Raw genomic sequence first — 13,282 nt, 5'->3', positions numbered from 1 at the left:
TGCCCTGTGGGTGCGCGCGCAGATCCGAGGCGTTTGCTAGGTGATCCGATCTAGCCTCAGAATCATTCAGCTAAGGAAGGCAGGTTATGGGACTATTTGATTTATTTTCTAAACGTCAGCGCCGTGCTCGAGGCGAGGTCCCTGACGTTTACCAATACGAAGAAATCCCTGACAAGCTGCGTAATCAGATTGTCCACATCTGGATGGAAACTCTTGGTACGCCGCAGCAATGGGGCGGTGGGGCCGCCGAGGCTTGGCCTATGATCTGTAAAATTCTATGCCGGGAATACGGGGTATTTAGCCTATCAGGCGGCGCTCGACAGTCATCCAGGAAGGATTCTGTAGGCGAAGTAGTGAATTTTTTTCTTCAGGTAAAGGATGTGGAGCAAGCGCTTGATGTGATTGAGTTGACTTTCAAGGTCATTGACTCATCGACCCGCAGGTTCGACTACATGAATGTTTCTAACCCTAGCGACAAAGCAGACGAGGCGATTCTGGAGCTGAATACCCGTTTCAAAGAGCATGGCGTGGGTTTCCAGTATGAAAGCCAAGAAATCATCCGCGTTGATTCTCAGTTTCTCCACTCTGAAGTCGTCAAGCCTGCGCTGCAGTTGCTAGCCGACAAGGCATATGCGGGCGCTCAAGACGAATTCCTCAAGGCCCATGAGCATTATAGACACGGTCATGGTAAGGAGTCGTTGAACGAGTGCCTCAAGGCGTTTGAAAGCATGATGAAAATCATCTGCGCAAAGCGCGGCTGGGTGCTAGCCGGTAACGAAACCGCTAGCAGCTTGATCAAGATCTGCCTCGAAAAAGAACTCATTCCTGTTTTTTGGCAAACGCAATTCAACTCTCTCAAAAGCTTGTTAGAGGCGTCTGTGCCCACCGGTAGGAACAAGCTAGCTGGGCATGGTCAGGGAGAGGTAGCAACTACTGTCCCTGATTACCTTGTTGCCTATATGCTGCATATGACTGGAGCTTGCTTGGTGTTTCTTGCTAGCGCTGAAGCGGCCATTCTCTAGGCACAGTCGCTAGATTTGATTCTCAGGACCGTAGTTGTCGAGCAGTCAGCGTGCCGCGCCGTGGCGCGTATGCCCAAGCCGGCGCCCAGCAGTTCCCGCACACGCTTGTGCAGATTGGCGTCAACAGGGCGGCCCTGGTACTTGCCGGCCGCCTTGGCCTTCTCGATACCCTGCGCCTGGCGCTCCCGACGCTGCTCGTAATCTTTGCGGGCAATGGCGGCCATCATTTCCACCAGCATTGAGTTGATCGCACCGAGCATCCGGTCGGTGAACTCGTCACCCTTGGTGTCGCGCATACCCTGGTGGCTGGTCGGCAGATCCAGCGCGACGATGCGCAGGCCCTTCGAGTCGATCACACCCTTGAGGGTCTGCCAATCCTCTACCGGGAGCCGGGAGAGCCGGTCGATGGATTCCACCAGCAGCACGTCACCCTTGCGGGCATCCTTGAGCAGGCGCAGCAGCTCTGGCCGGTCTGCGCTCGCCCCACTGGCGTTCTCCAGGTACACACTGGCGATCACCCGGTTGTGCTCGCTCACGAATTTCTCCAGGGAGGCCTGGGCACGACTGGCGTCTTGTTCGTCGGTGGAGGCTCGGAGGTATGCGCGGATAAACATGATGTGCTTCCCGTATCAGTAAAGGTGTCCTACTAATACTGTTGCACTTTGGGTGTCACCTATCAAGCGAAAAGATCGTAAAAGGCTGTTTTTGCCCGTATCAGCCAAGGCATACCCAAACGACAGGACGAAAAACGGGCCGTAAGGCCCGTCATGGTTGGCGCCAGAATTATCCTCTTGGGTATGCGGTGCTCGAGGTGCCTGGCATTACCGGGCTGCGTAGAAGGTCGAAGCCTTGCGGTGTGGTTTGAGGTCTGGCCAGTTCGCGGGCCTGGTGATAGCTGACTGTCTCAGATAGTTTTCTTCCGTCGAGGTGGGTAATGCTCGTGAGTTGGACCAACATTGAAGATTTGCCCGGGACGGGCGCGGCCATCGCCTGACGCACCGGCGTATCTGCAAACGTCATTTTCGAGATTGCCATTGACGCCGGGAGTACCTTGTTCACGCCTGCGATCAACGTGTTGAAAAGCGTCTGCCACCCCAGTAAGAACACGTGCTTGAAGGTCAAGAAGGCGCCGCCAATGTCGCCATGGAAGAGCTGAACAATCCCTGTTTTGATGCCTCCCCATACCTCAAACAGGTTCGTTTTGATCTCCGCCCAGTTGTTCCAAAGCAGGTATGCGGCCCCGGCAATGGCAGTGATAGCCAGCCCAATCGGGTTCATCAGGAGAGCTCTCCCGACGACCATTATCCCAGTGCCAAGCAATCGCAAAGCAGGCAGGGCAATACTAAAAGCGCCTTTCAGTGCGGGCCCGAGGATCATAAATCCGCGACCAGCCGCTACGATTGCTGTGATCAGCCCCCCGGTCACCAGATATGCTCCAAGCCCCATGAATGCGTAGGTAAGTCCCGCCACCAGCGTAGGGTGCTTGCTCATCGCCTGTGCAAGGTGAGTAAGCCCAGCGATCATCGGCATCAGCACCGGCATCACCGCGTTACCGACTGCTAGGCCAAGGTCTTCCAGGGCCTTGTGGTATTCAAGCATTTTCATCATCGGCGAGCCCTTAGTTGCTTCAATGGTCTGGCTTATCCCGAGGGCCTTGTCATACGCCAATTCCGAATTAAGAAGCACCGGCATCTGCGACATGATTTGGCTGTAAATCTTTCCGCCAGTTCGCCCAAACAAGATGGCGTTTTCACGCCCAATGTCGTCCACCGAAGTAATGCCCTTGCTTCGATAAATGTCCATCAGCTTCATAGAAAAGGCGTTCGTGTTGGTGTTCATGAGATTCGCGAGTTCGAGATTCATGGGACTACCGTGCTCGAACCGCGCTCCCCCGCCTTTCGTGCGCGTCACCTTGTCGGCTTCCCATATGCCTAGCCGCAGCGCCTCGTTAGTCATGAGGCTCGGCGTCATCGCCATCATGCCGTGAGTGCGGCTGTAAGCTGTCATGAGCCCGGTTGCGACAGCAGACCCGCCGAGCGCCCCAATGATTGGCTCAAGACCCGCGAAAACTGTCTTTGGAGTCAGCGACGATACTGCAACACCGCCGTAGGCCATGAACTGCTTTAGATCTCGCTCTGAAACCATTTTCCCGCTGGATTGGGAGGCTTTGAATACGCCGTCTGCAATCGCTGCTGCCTTGGCCGGATCGGTGAGCCCGCCCATTAGCTCTACTGTTTTATTCAAGTTCATGAACTGGGCATGGGCCATTTCCTGGTGGCCGCCCGAAAGAAGGCTGTTCGCAACCTGGTAGTTAGCCAGCACCGGGGACATCATTCTTGCCGCCTCAAGGGCCTGCTGGCCGCCCAAGCCAGATTCACGAAACGAACCCTGCGCGTCCGCAAATAGCCTCATTCGATCCTGAATGGACGTGCCGATGATCGCGTTTGCCTGGACGAATTTCTGTGCGTCTGCGATCTGGGCAGTGCCGAGGCCGTACTGCTGGAGCTTGGCCAGCTCACGCTGGTACTCCATGGCATTTTCTACTGGTGCTTTCATAGCCCCGGCAATTGCGAGGCCGCCCATGGCCATCATCCCGCCGGACATAAACCCTGCGGCGGCAATATGGTACCCGGCGCCGAATCCGCCGCCGGCATTGCCGTGAGCGGGCGCGGGCGTAGGGATGGTCGGCGGAAGTGCTGGAGGCATACCGCCGCCCGCCGCCCTTGGCATTGCCCCGAGATGAAAGGCTGGCATCATGACTGGAGCAAATGGCTTGGCCAGCGTCTGGTGTAGCTTGTCGAGCTCGCGCTGATACTTCGCGGCATCATTCGCCGGCCCGCGAAACACGCTCGCAATATCGCGACCGCTGCGCAGCGCAGACCAAGCATTTCGTGCATTCTTGGCGAGAAACTCAAGCTTGGTATTGAGGCGACCCACTTCGAAACCGGTGGATTGCAGTTCGTCGCGGACGATCTTCAGGCCGCCGCTGACCTGATTCGCGAGAGTGATCCGGACTGCGACTGAATATGCGTCAAACGCCATGGCTTTCTACCTCCCTACAGAGCTCGCGCGCTGCTTGGCCAGAAGCTTGGATCGCTCGATAGTGTGCGAGTCGAAGCCAAAAGCCTGGATTGTTTTATTGGATTTGCCATGACTGAGCAGCACGCCCAGAACTCGGTCGCGCGGCAGCTCACTTAAAATCGTAGTGATAGGTGGAAAGTGTGCAAATGCCCGGGTCGCCCACTCGTTCTGGTTTCGCCACATTGCGATGGCCTGCGCTTCAGCAGGGTTCTCAAGGCGCTTTGCGTTGTTCCAGGCCTCACGGGCCAGGGCGACCTCCCGGTCAACCTGGGCATACGGGGATCTCAGCAGGGCAATTTCCAGGCGCTCATGGCCTGGCTCTTCGTTCATTTTCTGCAATAGGTCCATTCGCACGCCGGAAGACTGCTCTTTCCACCAGTCGCGTAGCTCACGATCAACCAGCGCCTCGGCTGCGTTCTGAGGCTCGATTTTCGGAACGGCGAGCAAAGCTGCTTCTCGCCTGTCCACCGCCTCCGCGAACTTGTCAATTTCTTCGATCTGGCTCGCCACCCGGCCGATCAACGCCTCCCGGAGGGGCTCGAGCTTCTGATCCTTCCCGAAATCGGAGAGCACCTTGTCGCTCTTGATTTTGGTTATGGCTTCATGCGTTTCGTTGATGATGTCGAGTGCAGCACCAAACCGAACGACCGGCTCAGATGCAAGGTCCAGTGCGTCCAATTTGGGCAAGTGAACCGGGCGGCCGGCAATCATGTGCACCACGCCGTGTTCGCTTTCTCGACTCTGATCGAGGATTCCTTTTTCAGTCATGCTGAGGTGACTCCGTATCTGCTACCAAGCTTTCAAATAGCTCGGCAATGGTGGATGGGTTTATTTGTGCTGGGGTTGAGCCTGAATGCCTTGAACCGGCAGCGGCGCCCAGCTCGTCCATGAGCTCGCTGATGGCCCGTACGTCGTCATCTGTGCTCGTCGTGGCCAGGTGTTTTTGCAGCGCGCGGACGTTTGCTTTGAGCGTCATACCGGCAGCTCCGAAGCCCGCGAATGGATGATTTCTTGGTATTGCTCGGCAACGTGAGCCTCAATGTCGGCCCCGTCTTGGAGTGGCGGAAAGAGCGTGGCCCTGGCATACGGGAGCGGCGCCATATCCATGACCCCAATCGGCATTGGCCGGCGCAGCCTTTCAACTTTCCGAACGTGAAGAATGAATGCCTCTGCCAGCCTGGCAGCCTCATCGCTGCTCATCAGGTGCAGTGGGAAGTAAAACGCTTCCGGCATTCCCTGGACTGGGTAGGAGAGCGAGTGACCAGCCGTGGCCGGATAGCCCATCTGCGCGGACAAGTCTTCTTTGCGGCCATTGACCACTGCCAGCAAGATCAAAACCACGTCTTCATCGTCCGCGCCGATTCGTTCAGCGATTCGCTTCAACTCGGCCCGCATGCATCTGAGGCTCATCGCTTCAATTCCTCTATCTGGTCGCGCAGTTGATCAAGGGCCTTCTGCAGCTCCTCCACTTCGATAACGCGCGAAACGGCTGCTAGAGCATCGATGAGTGCCTTGCCCTGGTCAGGGGGCAGCTCGCCGGCGGCCACGGCCCTGAGGATCGATCTGGCGGCATTGGGGAGGTCTGATTCATCCAGCTCAAACCGCACTGGGTCTGAGGTTGGCTTGAGCGCGGGAATCAGCCGCTCCATCACCAGTCGGCAGGCCTGCATATCGCCGCCCTTTGCAGCTTCGAGAACTTTCTTGGCCACAGCGTCAGCTCCCTTGGCGAGTTTTGCGCGGATAGCCTGGGTCTGGCCCGAGCGCCCGCCCGGGTTACCAGAGTGGCCCTTGGCCCATTGGCCGGTTTTGACTCGCTCAGTCATGCAGTGAGGGCGCCCATGGCAATGACAGGCTTGTTCTCAGCCAGGGCGATCAGCAACGCGGACGCTTGAATGTCGCCTTGACCGGCGGCAACACGAAGTTGATTCCACGCCGCGGTGAGTTCGGCGCGAGTCGGTTTAGCCTGGGGGCCGCGGGGTTTGGTGGGGGTGCTCATAAGTGATCCTCGGAGGGAGGTTGAAGAAGCTCACAGATGGCAAATTAGGCGGGATTTGTACTTATATCCAGTAGTTTATAGGTGCACCTTAGGTGATACACGAAACGGGACTGAACCAGACGGGAGTAGGGAGGGATAAACTGGTTATTTCGTATCAATAAGTCATTGCTACCCATATTGGTACGCCTTGCCGAGGTAGGCCTTGAGGCGCTTTCCCTAAGCAGGCGCGCCACGAAATGGCAGGTGTCGTTTTCGTGGCGCGGAAAGCTGCCTTTGAGCCCAGCCTGATCCTTCCTGCTGTCAGGCTCCTAATGCCCCGGACGTTGTCAGCTCGGCGATACCCTGCCTGATGGCCGCAAAGTTCTCGTCCAGCGTCTCCAGGGCGCCACGGACGTTGCCGGCCACCTCAGCAGATCCGCGCTGCTCGACCCAGACCGTCAATTCCTCCACGGCCGCGCCCAGGGCAAGCTGGTTTTCGTTCAGTCGGTTCAGCAAGTTGGCTATCAGGGTATGGCTCATCGTGGATCTCCAAAAGTTGAGCACAGATCGTAGCAGGGCGATCCCCTCGGTTTTGAGGGCATTGGTGACCTTCTGGATTTCAAATCGCGAAGCGAGCAGATGTGCTCACATCTGAGCGCATCTCAGGTCGGCTAAAAATTCAGCCAATCCACTCCCCCCGGAACTGGGGGCTGCTCCCCCAATGGGGGTGAACACTTCACTTCCTGAATGACGCCCCACTCTGGTATGGGGGATGCCGGAAGATCTGCCGGTATCTGCCTTAGCCCGCGTGGCCTCCCAAGCCCGAAGAAACCCCAGCCGGTTAGGGTTGGGTTTTACGACCTAGTCGTAACGCTGGAGCACAAAAAACCCGCCAGTAGGCGGGCCTTGTTCATCGGAATAGCTCAGCGTGCGTTCCCAGGTCCACAAAGATCACATCTCTGTCTGTGACCTGGTATATCAGCAGGAAATCGCCACCTACATGACATTCCCTATGACCTATCCAGTCACCTTGGAGCTCATGGTCCTTGTACTCAGGTGGCAATGGATCGCCCATCCAAAGTATGGCCATGACCTTGCGCATTTCGGTCATATCATGCCGGCCAGCCTGGTTGTACCTCGCCCAAGACTTTTTGAATTCAGGCGTGTGATCTGTCCGTTTAGGCAGGGGTGCGCGCTTTAGATTGGGCGGCTTTTTTTGGGTGCTGGTCTTCGCCATCTAGACTCTCGAACAATTCGTCTATCGAATCGAACCGAGCGCGAATTTCACGAGATTGAGCAAGAGCACGGGCCGTTTTAGCCGAAGGCACCCTGACCTGAAAGGGCAAGCCCTGAACCTCTACAACCTGGCGTAGAAAGAGACGCATCGCATCGCTAACACTCAAGCCGCAAGCATTAAGCACTGCTGAAGCGCGCTCCTTCAAATCTTCCTCAATGCGGCACCGCACGTCGGTCGTTTTAAGTACTGCTGCCATGGTATCACTCTCCAAACAAATTTTGTAGCTACATTGTCGCCACGCCATATTGACGTACTTGGTACACTTATTCAAGGTCCGTTCATCATTTTTGATCATCCCGGATCACTGCCATTCATCCCAAATCAGCAGGGAAACGCGGGAGGTCAAATTATTTTGCATCGCCCTATTGCTATGTGTAAGACAATGTCTTACATTGGGCCCATCAATACGGAATGAGGCTCTCATGGCAAACACACCAACAGTAACGATGCGGCTACCGCCCGAACTGATAGCACGAATCGACGCATACGCAGAGAAGGTCTCCAGGGAGACAGGGATAGAAGTAAACAGGACCGCAGCACTGCGGGCGCTTGTACTGGCTGGGCTAGAGGTCAAGGAGAAGGCTCAGAAGTGAGCCATGGTCCAGATCTGGACCATCTGAGCAGTAGAGGTCCGATTTTTGGACTTCAACGGTGGGGAATCCCGCCGTTTTGAAGGTGCCAACCCGGTGTGCAACCACCGGGAAGGCTGCCACACGACGCAACTTTGAGGAACACGTCATGCAACTGTACCAAAATGCCATTATCGACACCGAAACACAAGACATCACCGCCGAAACTGCGGCCGTGCTCGAGCTGCTGGCCTACGCGCTCGGCATCATCGCGTTGCCAGGCACGCCGGCGGCCCTCTCGATGCTTTTGGCCATCATGGCGCACAACTGCGCCATCAATTGGGCGGCTCTGCTGCAGGACGGCCACCACGTCATCGAAGGGGGTGCACAATGAGCGCCTTCACTTACGCCATTACCGACCTGGGTCATGAAGTGCTGATCCCCACACAGGCGACCCTCAGCATTCGCGATGTGGCCGACATGAACCACGCCCGGGCCGAGTTCGACAAGCTGGAACGCCTGCTGCTCGATGTGATCATCCCGACCCTGGGCGCGGAAGGCGCGGCCGCGGCTGAGCTGCGCAACCGGCTGGAGCAGGTCAACGTGTTCAGCGGAAATTTCTGCTCGCGGTTCCGCCACATGACCGCAGGGGGTGTGCAATGATCCTGCATACCCTCCCCACGGCTGCGCAGGGCAGCACCCCCGAGCGGCGCAAGGATTACGCCGTCCAGCTGCTCAAAACCGCGCTGCGGTACTCCAGCGACGACGAGATTGCGGCATTCACTGCCGTAATCGAGGCCCAAGCAGGCGCGATGCTGGCCGGCCGCTTCAATCCTGGGCTGAATGATGCGGGATATCACGTCTTTCGCAAATTCTGGTTGAGTGGGGGTGCCCAATGACTCGCTCAGCGTATGAAATCGCCGCGACCGGCCTGACTGACCTCTGCACCATCCAAGAGGCCTTCAACGAACTCCAAGCCCTGTTTGTGTTCCTGCAGGAGCGAGTGCCCGAGGAGAGCTTTGTGAACGCGACTGCTCAACTCGGCATCGCCGTGATTGAGGGGTGGTCTGAGAAGGCTTGGCAGTGGGCAGAATGCATGGATAACGAGTTGGACGATCTGCCAGAAGAACAGGAAGTCTGCTATGCCAAAATGAAACGCCTGTGTGCGATGCGGGCGACACATCTCGCGAGGGCTGAACAATGAGCCAGGCCGCGCGAAAATCCCGGCCACGCAAGGCCAAGATGCCAACGATGGATCGGGACGACTTAAGTTTCACGGGCCGCGTACCCGATCCTGAATATCCGAAGCATCCGCGAATCGTCAATTGGCTGCCGCCGCGTGTCCCTCTGCAGATTAACCAGTGGAACGTCGAGAAGCGCATAGGTGCGGCAATGATCGCCGAGCTAATGGCATTGCAGGCAGCAGATGAGCAGGAGTGCTTCGACGCGATCTGGTGCGCTCTTGCCTCCCCGAACTGGCAGCCTGGCTATGGTGCCGAGCACGGGTTTTCGCAGGGCATCGCAGGCCTCGCAATCTTGGGGATGCGCGCCATCGCCGCCGGTGCCGCACCGTTCGTGGAAGAGTAAATACGACACTTCCGTAGTATGCGCCGCCCTGCAACGGGGTGGCGCCCATCCTCAGCGTGAGGACGAACAAACATCCCCCTATTCCGCACTACGTCAGCCCACCCCTGAGTGAGACCAAATAGTCTCAGCGAGACAACTACCGAAATCCCGGTAGTTTCGGCGGTCCATTCTGGGCTGAGCCGAGATCTCGGCTGAGTCGAGATGCATCCAGGTCTGGATATATCGCGAGCTGTACCGAGTTTCTCGGGAGTGGTGGGAACGCCACAGTGTGTAGTTTTCAACACGGTGGCCAGGATTCCCCGCGCAGAGGGACGCTGCCAAGGCCCGCGAGAAAGACCGACCGCTCCGGCTCGGCCCTAAGCGCGTGCGTTCCCTGGTGATACCTTGCCATTCACTCGCACACACCCTCAAGCGAGGCGGCACAGCCGGTTTGTTCGAATCGCAGGCAGCACGCCAAACACAATGGGCGTGCTCTAGATTGGCCGGTATGGATGGCAGATATCTAAAAGGGTGCGCACTTTCTGCGCACGTAGACTGGCGATTACGGCGCACTTTCTGCGCACGTAGGAAGCCAGCGAAAACACAACCGGACAGAGTGATATAATTGATATGTCCTACGTGCGCATTTATTGCGCCGGTACGTGCGCATTTTATGCGTCGGAAGAAATCGAACTGGTGAGGCTTCGAATTGTGCGGGGAGGAGTGCGGGTAGGACGTACTTCGAGGCTTTTGCCTGGGCATTCGTCAATGGCAAACCAGCTCAGTGCGTAGAGTGCGCACCGTGCTCCATGGCGTGAGAATATGCTGCTACGGGTCTGTATAATCCAGCCTCCCGCCTCAAGTTCGGCGAGGGCCTTTCTCAGGGTGTTATCCGAAGCGATACCCCACTCTTTGGCCATTGTCCTTGTTGCGGACAGGTCTCCATTATTGTTACCGCGGTATTGCATCATTAGCTCGTTCAGGACGCACCTAGACCAAGGCCCCATGGCCCTATAGTTGGCAGATTGGCCCATAGCAAGAAACAGCATCGCGAACGGCGGTGTTTTGGATTTCTTGGTCTGGACTGTTCTAGAGGACGCCATTCAAGGGCTCACAGGCAGGAGCAAGGCGCAGAGGTTCCGCACCTTGCATTGAGGCAGGTTAGGTCGCTTCTTGTAGGAGGACGTACTTGGCGATCCGGTGGGGTGGCCGGCCTGGCTCGGTGGATTGCCAGGTCCAATAGGTGCGGATAACCCATCCGCGATTCCGCAAGCGCCGGATGGTGTTTGGAGGCTGAACAATATCCAGGTTCTGCGCAGCCTCGATGGTGGAGATCGGACCTTGGCGCAGCGCCTCAATCATCTTGCGGTCTTGCTCGGTGGAAGTGTGCCGTGTCATAGTTTCGACCTCACGTTGGTGCTACCCAGTGTGTTTTTGCTTTGGCGGTGTTCCCGCACCGCCATTGCATTCCCTTCGCGCAAAGCTGCGCACAGCGCCTCACGGGCGCGCTTTCGACTTTTCATTGATTACCTCTACGCGATGAGCGCCAAGCCGGCGCATTGCCTCAAGATCCACCAGGCGAGTGCTGGCGGGTAATTCCATCGTGCCCAGGATCAGGCCGGCGCTATCAAAGATGCGAACGCTCAACGGGCACCGGCCTTGGCCGCACGCTCGATCCAGGCGCGGAGTTCGGTCATCAGAATCAGGCGGCGTTTGCCGAGCTTGAAGGCTTTCAGGTCACCTGAGGCAATAACTTCGTAGATACCTGAGCGGGAGTGCCCCACCAAGCGTGCTGCCTCTTCAACGCTCACGGAAAGCTGAGGTGTTGCTGCAAGTTGCGACATAGCGTCTCCTTCTGGCGGGTTTGGGTGTGTGCCAGTGGTTGCTAGTCTATACCTTGATTTTCTTACAGTGCAAGCAATTGCTATACGTACCCGCACTTAATCGGATTGACGTAGTAATGCGTGTGACGCAAGCTATGACCTCCAGGTAGGTTGAGCCTACCTTCTGATGTGGAAAATCTGATGGCGACTAAGACGAGCAAACGCGCAGGCGAGACCAGTACTACGGTCAGCGTAGGGATACGAATCGACCCGAAAATAAAGTTTGCGCTCGATATCATGGGGAGGCTGCAAAAGCGATCTCTTACCGCAGTCATTGAATGGGCGATTTCGAATGCTTTGGCCCAGCAAGCCATAGGCCAGCCTCCAAATGACCTAAAGGTATCCGAGGCTATCGACTCAATATGGTCCACCGACGAATGCACGCGCTTTGTGAACCTATGTTTCGTGCTCCCCTCAATGCTTACTTATGACGAGCGGAGGATCTGGGACACTATCCTACTGAGCCCGTTTTTTTGGATGACCGGCGGGGCGACTTCTTATCGCGAGCACTTTATGGAAGGGGTGCTACGGGACCACTGGACCGCGCTCAGGGAGCACGTTGAAGAGCACAAAAACTCTCCATCTGTGGTTTCGTTTGACGACATTCCGTTCTGAGGATCCGCAAATTAGATGAGTTCCACTGCGGCCGCTTTCGTACCTGGCGCCAGGTGTGCATACCTCAACGTCATCTTGATATCGGAGTGGCCCAGCAGTTCGCGCACGGTGTTAAGCGGCACACCAGCCATCACCAAGCGTGACGCGAAGTCGTGACGCATATCGTGCCACCTGAAACCCTCTATTTGGGCGCGCTCCAGCAGGTTCAGCCAGGCCGTTTTCACATCGTCTAGGCGGTCACCGTCTTGGCCCGGGAACACGTACCCGGTGCCGGTGGATTGCCGCTTCCATGCCTCCAGAGTGGCTAAGGCCTCCTTGTTCATCGGGATGTGACGAGTTTCCAGGGTCTTCGAAAGGTCGCCGACTATGGTGATCGTCTTGTTCGAGACGTTGACCGCCGGCCACTTCAGGTCAAAAAGCTCGCCACGCCGCATCCCTGTGTTGAGTGACAGAAGCACCATAGGTTTGAGGTGGTCGGTGAACTCGACTGCGCGTAGATCGCTGAGCTGGGCTTTCAGCCGGGCAGCGCGCCAAGCGTTCGCGCTGTCACGCTCTCCCCGGGCTTCCGCTTGACGTGCATCCAGTGCCTCCCTGAGGCGCTTTGACTCGTCGTCAGCCAGGTAGCGAACCTTTCCCTTTGAATCGACCTTGAGCGCCTTGAGCTTGCCCATGGGGTGCTCTGTGATGACCTCCCATTCCTTGGCCCGGCTGAAAACTCCGCTGATGCTGCCCATCTTGCGATTGACCGTCGATGGCTTGTTGCCGGCCTGCAGCCAGGTCGTGCGGATTTGTTCAAGGTCGCGAGTGGTGATTGCATCGATTCGCTGAGTCATGAGCGCGTCGAAATTGTTATCCAGCGTGTGCTTGGTCTTCTCGTAGCCGCGGTGATGCGCTTTGAACCACGGCAGGTAGGTGTCATCGATGAATTCACGCAGGGAGGGCAGGGCAGCACCACGCCTACCCTGAGTCACCGCCAATGGCTCCCCGAGCAAGAGGGCGTCCGCAAGGTACTGGGCGGCCAGTTGGCGAGCTTTATCGAGCGTGATGATTCCGACTCTGCCTAGAGTCTTTTTCTTGCCCCGCGCCCAGGTCACCACATAGGCTTTAGACCCGGCCGCGGTCACCCTCACAAAAAGCCCAGTAATGCTGGTGTCGTGAATCTCGTATTCCCGGCCAGTGACCTGTAGGCCGGCCAGTAGCTTGGCGGTTAGCTTCTCTTTCACTTTGTTCCCATGGGTGCAGGGTGGGTGCAAAAAGAACTATACCGATCTGTT

20 protein-coding genes are annotated in these 13,282 nt (G+C 57.0%); 7 read left to right on the top strand and 13 right to left on the bottom strand.

The annotated features are described in order from the left end of the window. The first annotated feature begins 86 nt into the window (after window positions 1–86). Window positions 87–1,022 carry a hypothetical protein gene (locus tag HB675_RS04710; protein ID WP_213876165.1) on the top strand — a complete coding sequence of 312 codons (936 nt, stop codon included), beginning with the start codon at window positions 87–89 and terminating at the stop codon, window positions 1,020–1,022. Here the strand turns inward: HB675_RS04710 and HB675_RS04705 are convergent. The 10 genes from HB675_RS04705 to HB675_RS04660 all read right to left on the bottom strand — a co-directional run bounded on the left by HB675_RS04705 (window position 1,019) and on the right by HB675_RS04660 (window position 7,571). Beyond that, complete coding sequence (locus HB675_RS04705) at window positions 1,019–1,636, bottom strand: recombinase family protein (protein WP_213876164.1); 618 nt, start codon at window positions 1,634–1,636, stop codon at window positions 1,019–1,021. The genes HB675_RS04710 and HB675_RS04705 overlap by 4 nt on opposite strands. Window positions 1,637–1,805: 169 nt before the next feature. Then, on the bottom strand, window positions 1,806–4,064 hold the full coding sequence (locus HB675_RS04700) for a hypothetical protein (protein WP_213876162.1): 2,259 nt from the start codon (window positions 4,062–4,064) through the stop codon (window positions 1,806–1,808). Window positions 4,065–4,070: 6 nt separating this feature from the next. Next, the gene (locus HB675_RS04695; protein WP_213876160.1) at window positions 4,071–4,871 is read right to left on the bottom strand and encodes a hypothetical protein; all 801 of its coding nucleotides are present in this window, start codon (window positions 4,869–4,871) and stop codon (window positions 4,071–4,073) included. Further along, window positions 4,864–5,079: a hypothetical protein gene (locus HB675_RS04690; RefSeq protein ID WP_213876158.1), complete on the bottom strand. Its 216-nt coding sequence runs from the start codon at window positions 5,077–5,079 to the stop codon at window positions 4,864–4,866. The genes HB675_RS04695 and HB675_RS04690 overlap by 8 nt, the downstream gene beginning before the upstream one ends. Next, window positions 5,076–5,513, bottom strand: a complete 438-nt coding sequence (locus HB675_RS04685; RefSeq protein ID WP_213876157.1) for a hypothetical protein — start codon at window positions 5,511–5,513, stop codon at window positions 5,076–5,078. The genes HB675_RS04690 and HB675_RS04685 overlap by 4 nt, the downstream gene beginning before the upstream one ends. Continuing rightward, a complete protein-coding gene (locus HB675_RS04680; protein ID WP_213876155.1) occupies window positions 5,510–5,926 on the bottom strand; it encodes a DUF5681 domain-containing protein in 417 nt (138 codons plus the stop codon). The genes HB675_RS04685 and HB675_RS04680 overlap by 4 nt, the downstream gene beginning before the upstream one ends. Further along, the gene (locus HB675_RS04675) at window positions 5,923–6,099 is read right to left on the bottom strand and encodes a hypothetical protein (RefSeq protein ID WP_213876153.1); all 177 of its coding nucleotides are present in this window, start codon (window positions 6,097–6,099) and stop codon (window positions 5,923–5,925) included. Before HB675_RS04675 ends, HB675_RS04680 begins: the two co-directional genes overlap by 4 nt. 300 nt (window positions 6,100–6,399) lie before the next feature. Beyond that, a complete protein-coding gene (locus HB675_RS04670; protein ID WP_213876151.1) occupies window positions 6,400–6,618 on the bottom strand; it encodes a hypothetical protein in 219 nt (72 codons plus the stop codon). 370 nt (window positions 6,619–6,988) lie between these two features. After that, window positions 6,989–7,315 (bottom strand): type II toxin-antitoxin system YafQ family toxin, encoded by a 327-nt coding sequence (locus HB675_RS04665; RefSeq protein ID WP_213876149.1) that lies wholly within the window; start codon window positions 7,313–7,315, stop codon window positions 6,989–6,991. Continuing rightward, complete coding sequence (locus HB675_RS04660) at window positions 7,257–7,571, bottom strand: type II toxin-antitoxin system RelB/DinJ family antitoxin (protein ID WP_213876147.1); 315 nt, start codon at window positions 7,569–7,571, stop codon at window positions 7,257–7,259. Before HB675_RS04660 ends, HB675_RS04665 begins: the two co-directional genes overlap by 59 nt. 542 nt (window positions 7,572–8,113) lie before the next feature. Here HB675_RS04660 and HB675_RS04655 point away from each other — a divergent pair. From HB675_RS04655 to HB675_RS04635, 5 genes are read left to right on the top strand one after another with little or no spacing between them, the layout of a single operon-like run. Then, window positions 8,114–8,338, top strand: coding sequence for a hypothetical protein (locus HB675_RS04655; RefSeq protein ID WP_213876145.1), 225 nt, complete (start codon window positions 8,114–8,116; stop codon window positions 8,336–8,338). After that, the gene (locus HB675_RS04650) at window positions 8,335–8,607 is read left to right on the top strand and encodes a hypothetical protein (protein ID WP_213876143.1); all 273 of its coding nucleotides are present in this window, start codon (window positions 8,335–8,337) and stop codon (window positions 8,605–8,607) included. Before HB675_RS04655 ends, HB675_RS04650 begins: the two co-directional genes overlap by 4 nt. Continuing rightward, a complete protein-coding gene (locus HB675_RS04645) occupies window positions 8,604–8,843 on the top strand; it encodes a hypothetical protein (RefSeq protein WP_213876141.1) in 240 nt (79 codons plus the stop codon). The genes HB675_RS04650 and HB675_RS04645 overlap by 4 nt, the downstream gene beginning before the upstream one ends. Further along, on the top strand, window positions 8,840–9,148 hold the full coding sequence (locus tag HB675_RS04640) for a hypothetical protein (RefSeq protein WP_213876139.1): 309 nt from the start codon (window positions 8,840–8,842) through the stop codon (window positions 9,146–9,148). Before HB675_RS04645 ends, HB675_RS04640 begins: the two co-directional genes overlap by 4 nt. Continuing rightward, a complete protein-coding gene (locus tag HB675_RS04635; RefSeq protein ID WP_213876137.1) occupies window positions 9,145–9,531 on the top strand; it encodes a hypothetical protein in 387 nt (128 codons plus the stop codon). Before HB675_RS04640 ends, HB675_RS04635 begins: the two co-directional genes overlap by 4 nt. 1,140 nt (window positions 9,532–10,671) lie before the next feature. Here the strand turns inward: HB675_RS04635 and HB675_RS04630 are convergent. Both HB675_RS04630 and HB675_RS04625 read right to left on the bottom strand, forming a co-directional pair. After that, window positions 10,672–10,908 (bottom strand): helix-turn-helix domain-containing protein, encoded by a 237-nt coding sequence (locus tag HB675_RS04630; RefSeq protein WP_213876135.1) that lies wholly within the window; start codon window positions 10,906–10,908, stop codon window positions 10,672–10,674. Window positions 10,909–11,153: 245 nt separating this feature from the next. Continuing rightward, window positions 11,154–11,354: a helix-turn-helix domain-containing protein gene (locus HB675_RS04625; RefSeq protein ID WP_213876133.1), complete on the bottom strand. Its 201-nt coding sequence runs from the start codon at window positions 11,352–11,354 to the stop codon at window positions 11,154–11,156. A 180-nt stretch (window positions 11,355–11,534) separates the two neighbouring features. Here HB675_RS04625 and HB675_RS04620 point away from each other — a divergent pair, with 180 nt between their 5' ends. Next, window positions 11,535–12,008, top strand: coding sequence for a hypothetical protein (locus HB675_RS04620; RefSeq protein WP_213876131.1), 474 nt, complete (start codon window positions 11,535–11,537; stop codon window positions 12,006–12,008). Between the two features lie 11 nt (window positions 12,009–12,019). On the opposite strand, the gene HB675_RS04615 is transcribed toward HB675_RS04620, so the two are convergent. Beyond that, a complete protein-coding gene (locus HB675_RS04615; RefSeq protein ID WP_213876129.1) occupies window positions 12,020–13,231 on the bottom strand; it encodes a tyrosine-type recombinase/integrase in 1,212 nt (403 codons plus the stop codon). Window positions 13,232–13,282: the final 51 nt, after the last annotated feature.

Source organism: Pseudomonas sp. dw_358, assembly GCF_018449655.1.
Classification (GTDB): domain Bacteria; phylum Pseudomonadota; class Gammaproteobacteria; order Pseudomonadales; family Pseudomonadaceae; genus Aquipseudomonas.
This window is presented reverse-complemented; position numbering and strand designations above follow the sequence as displayed.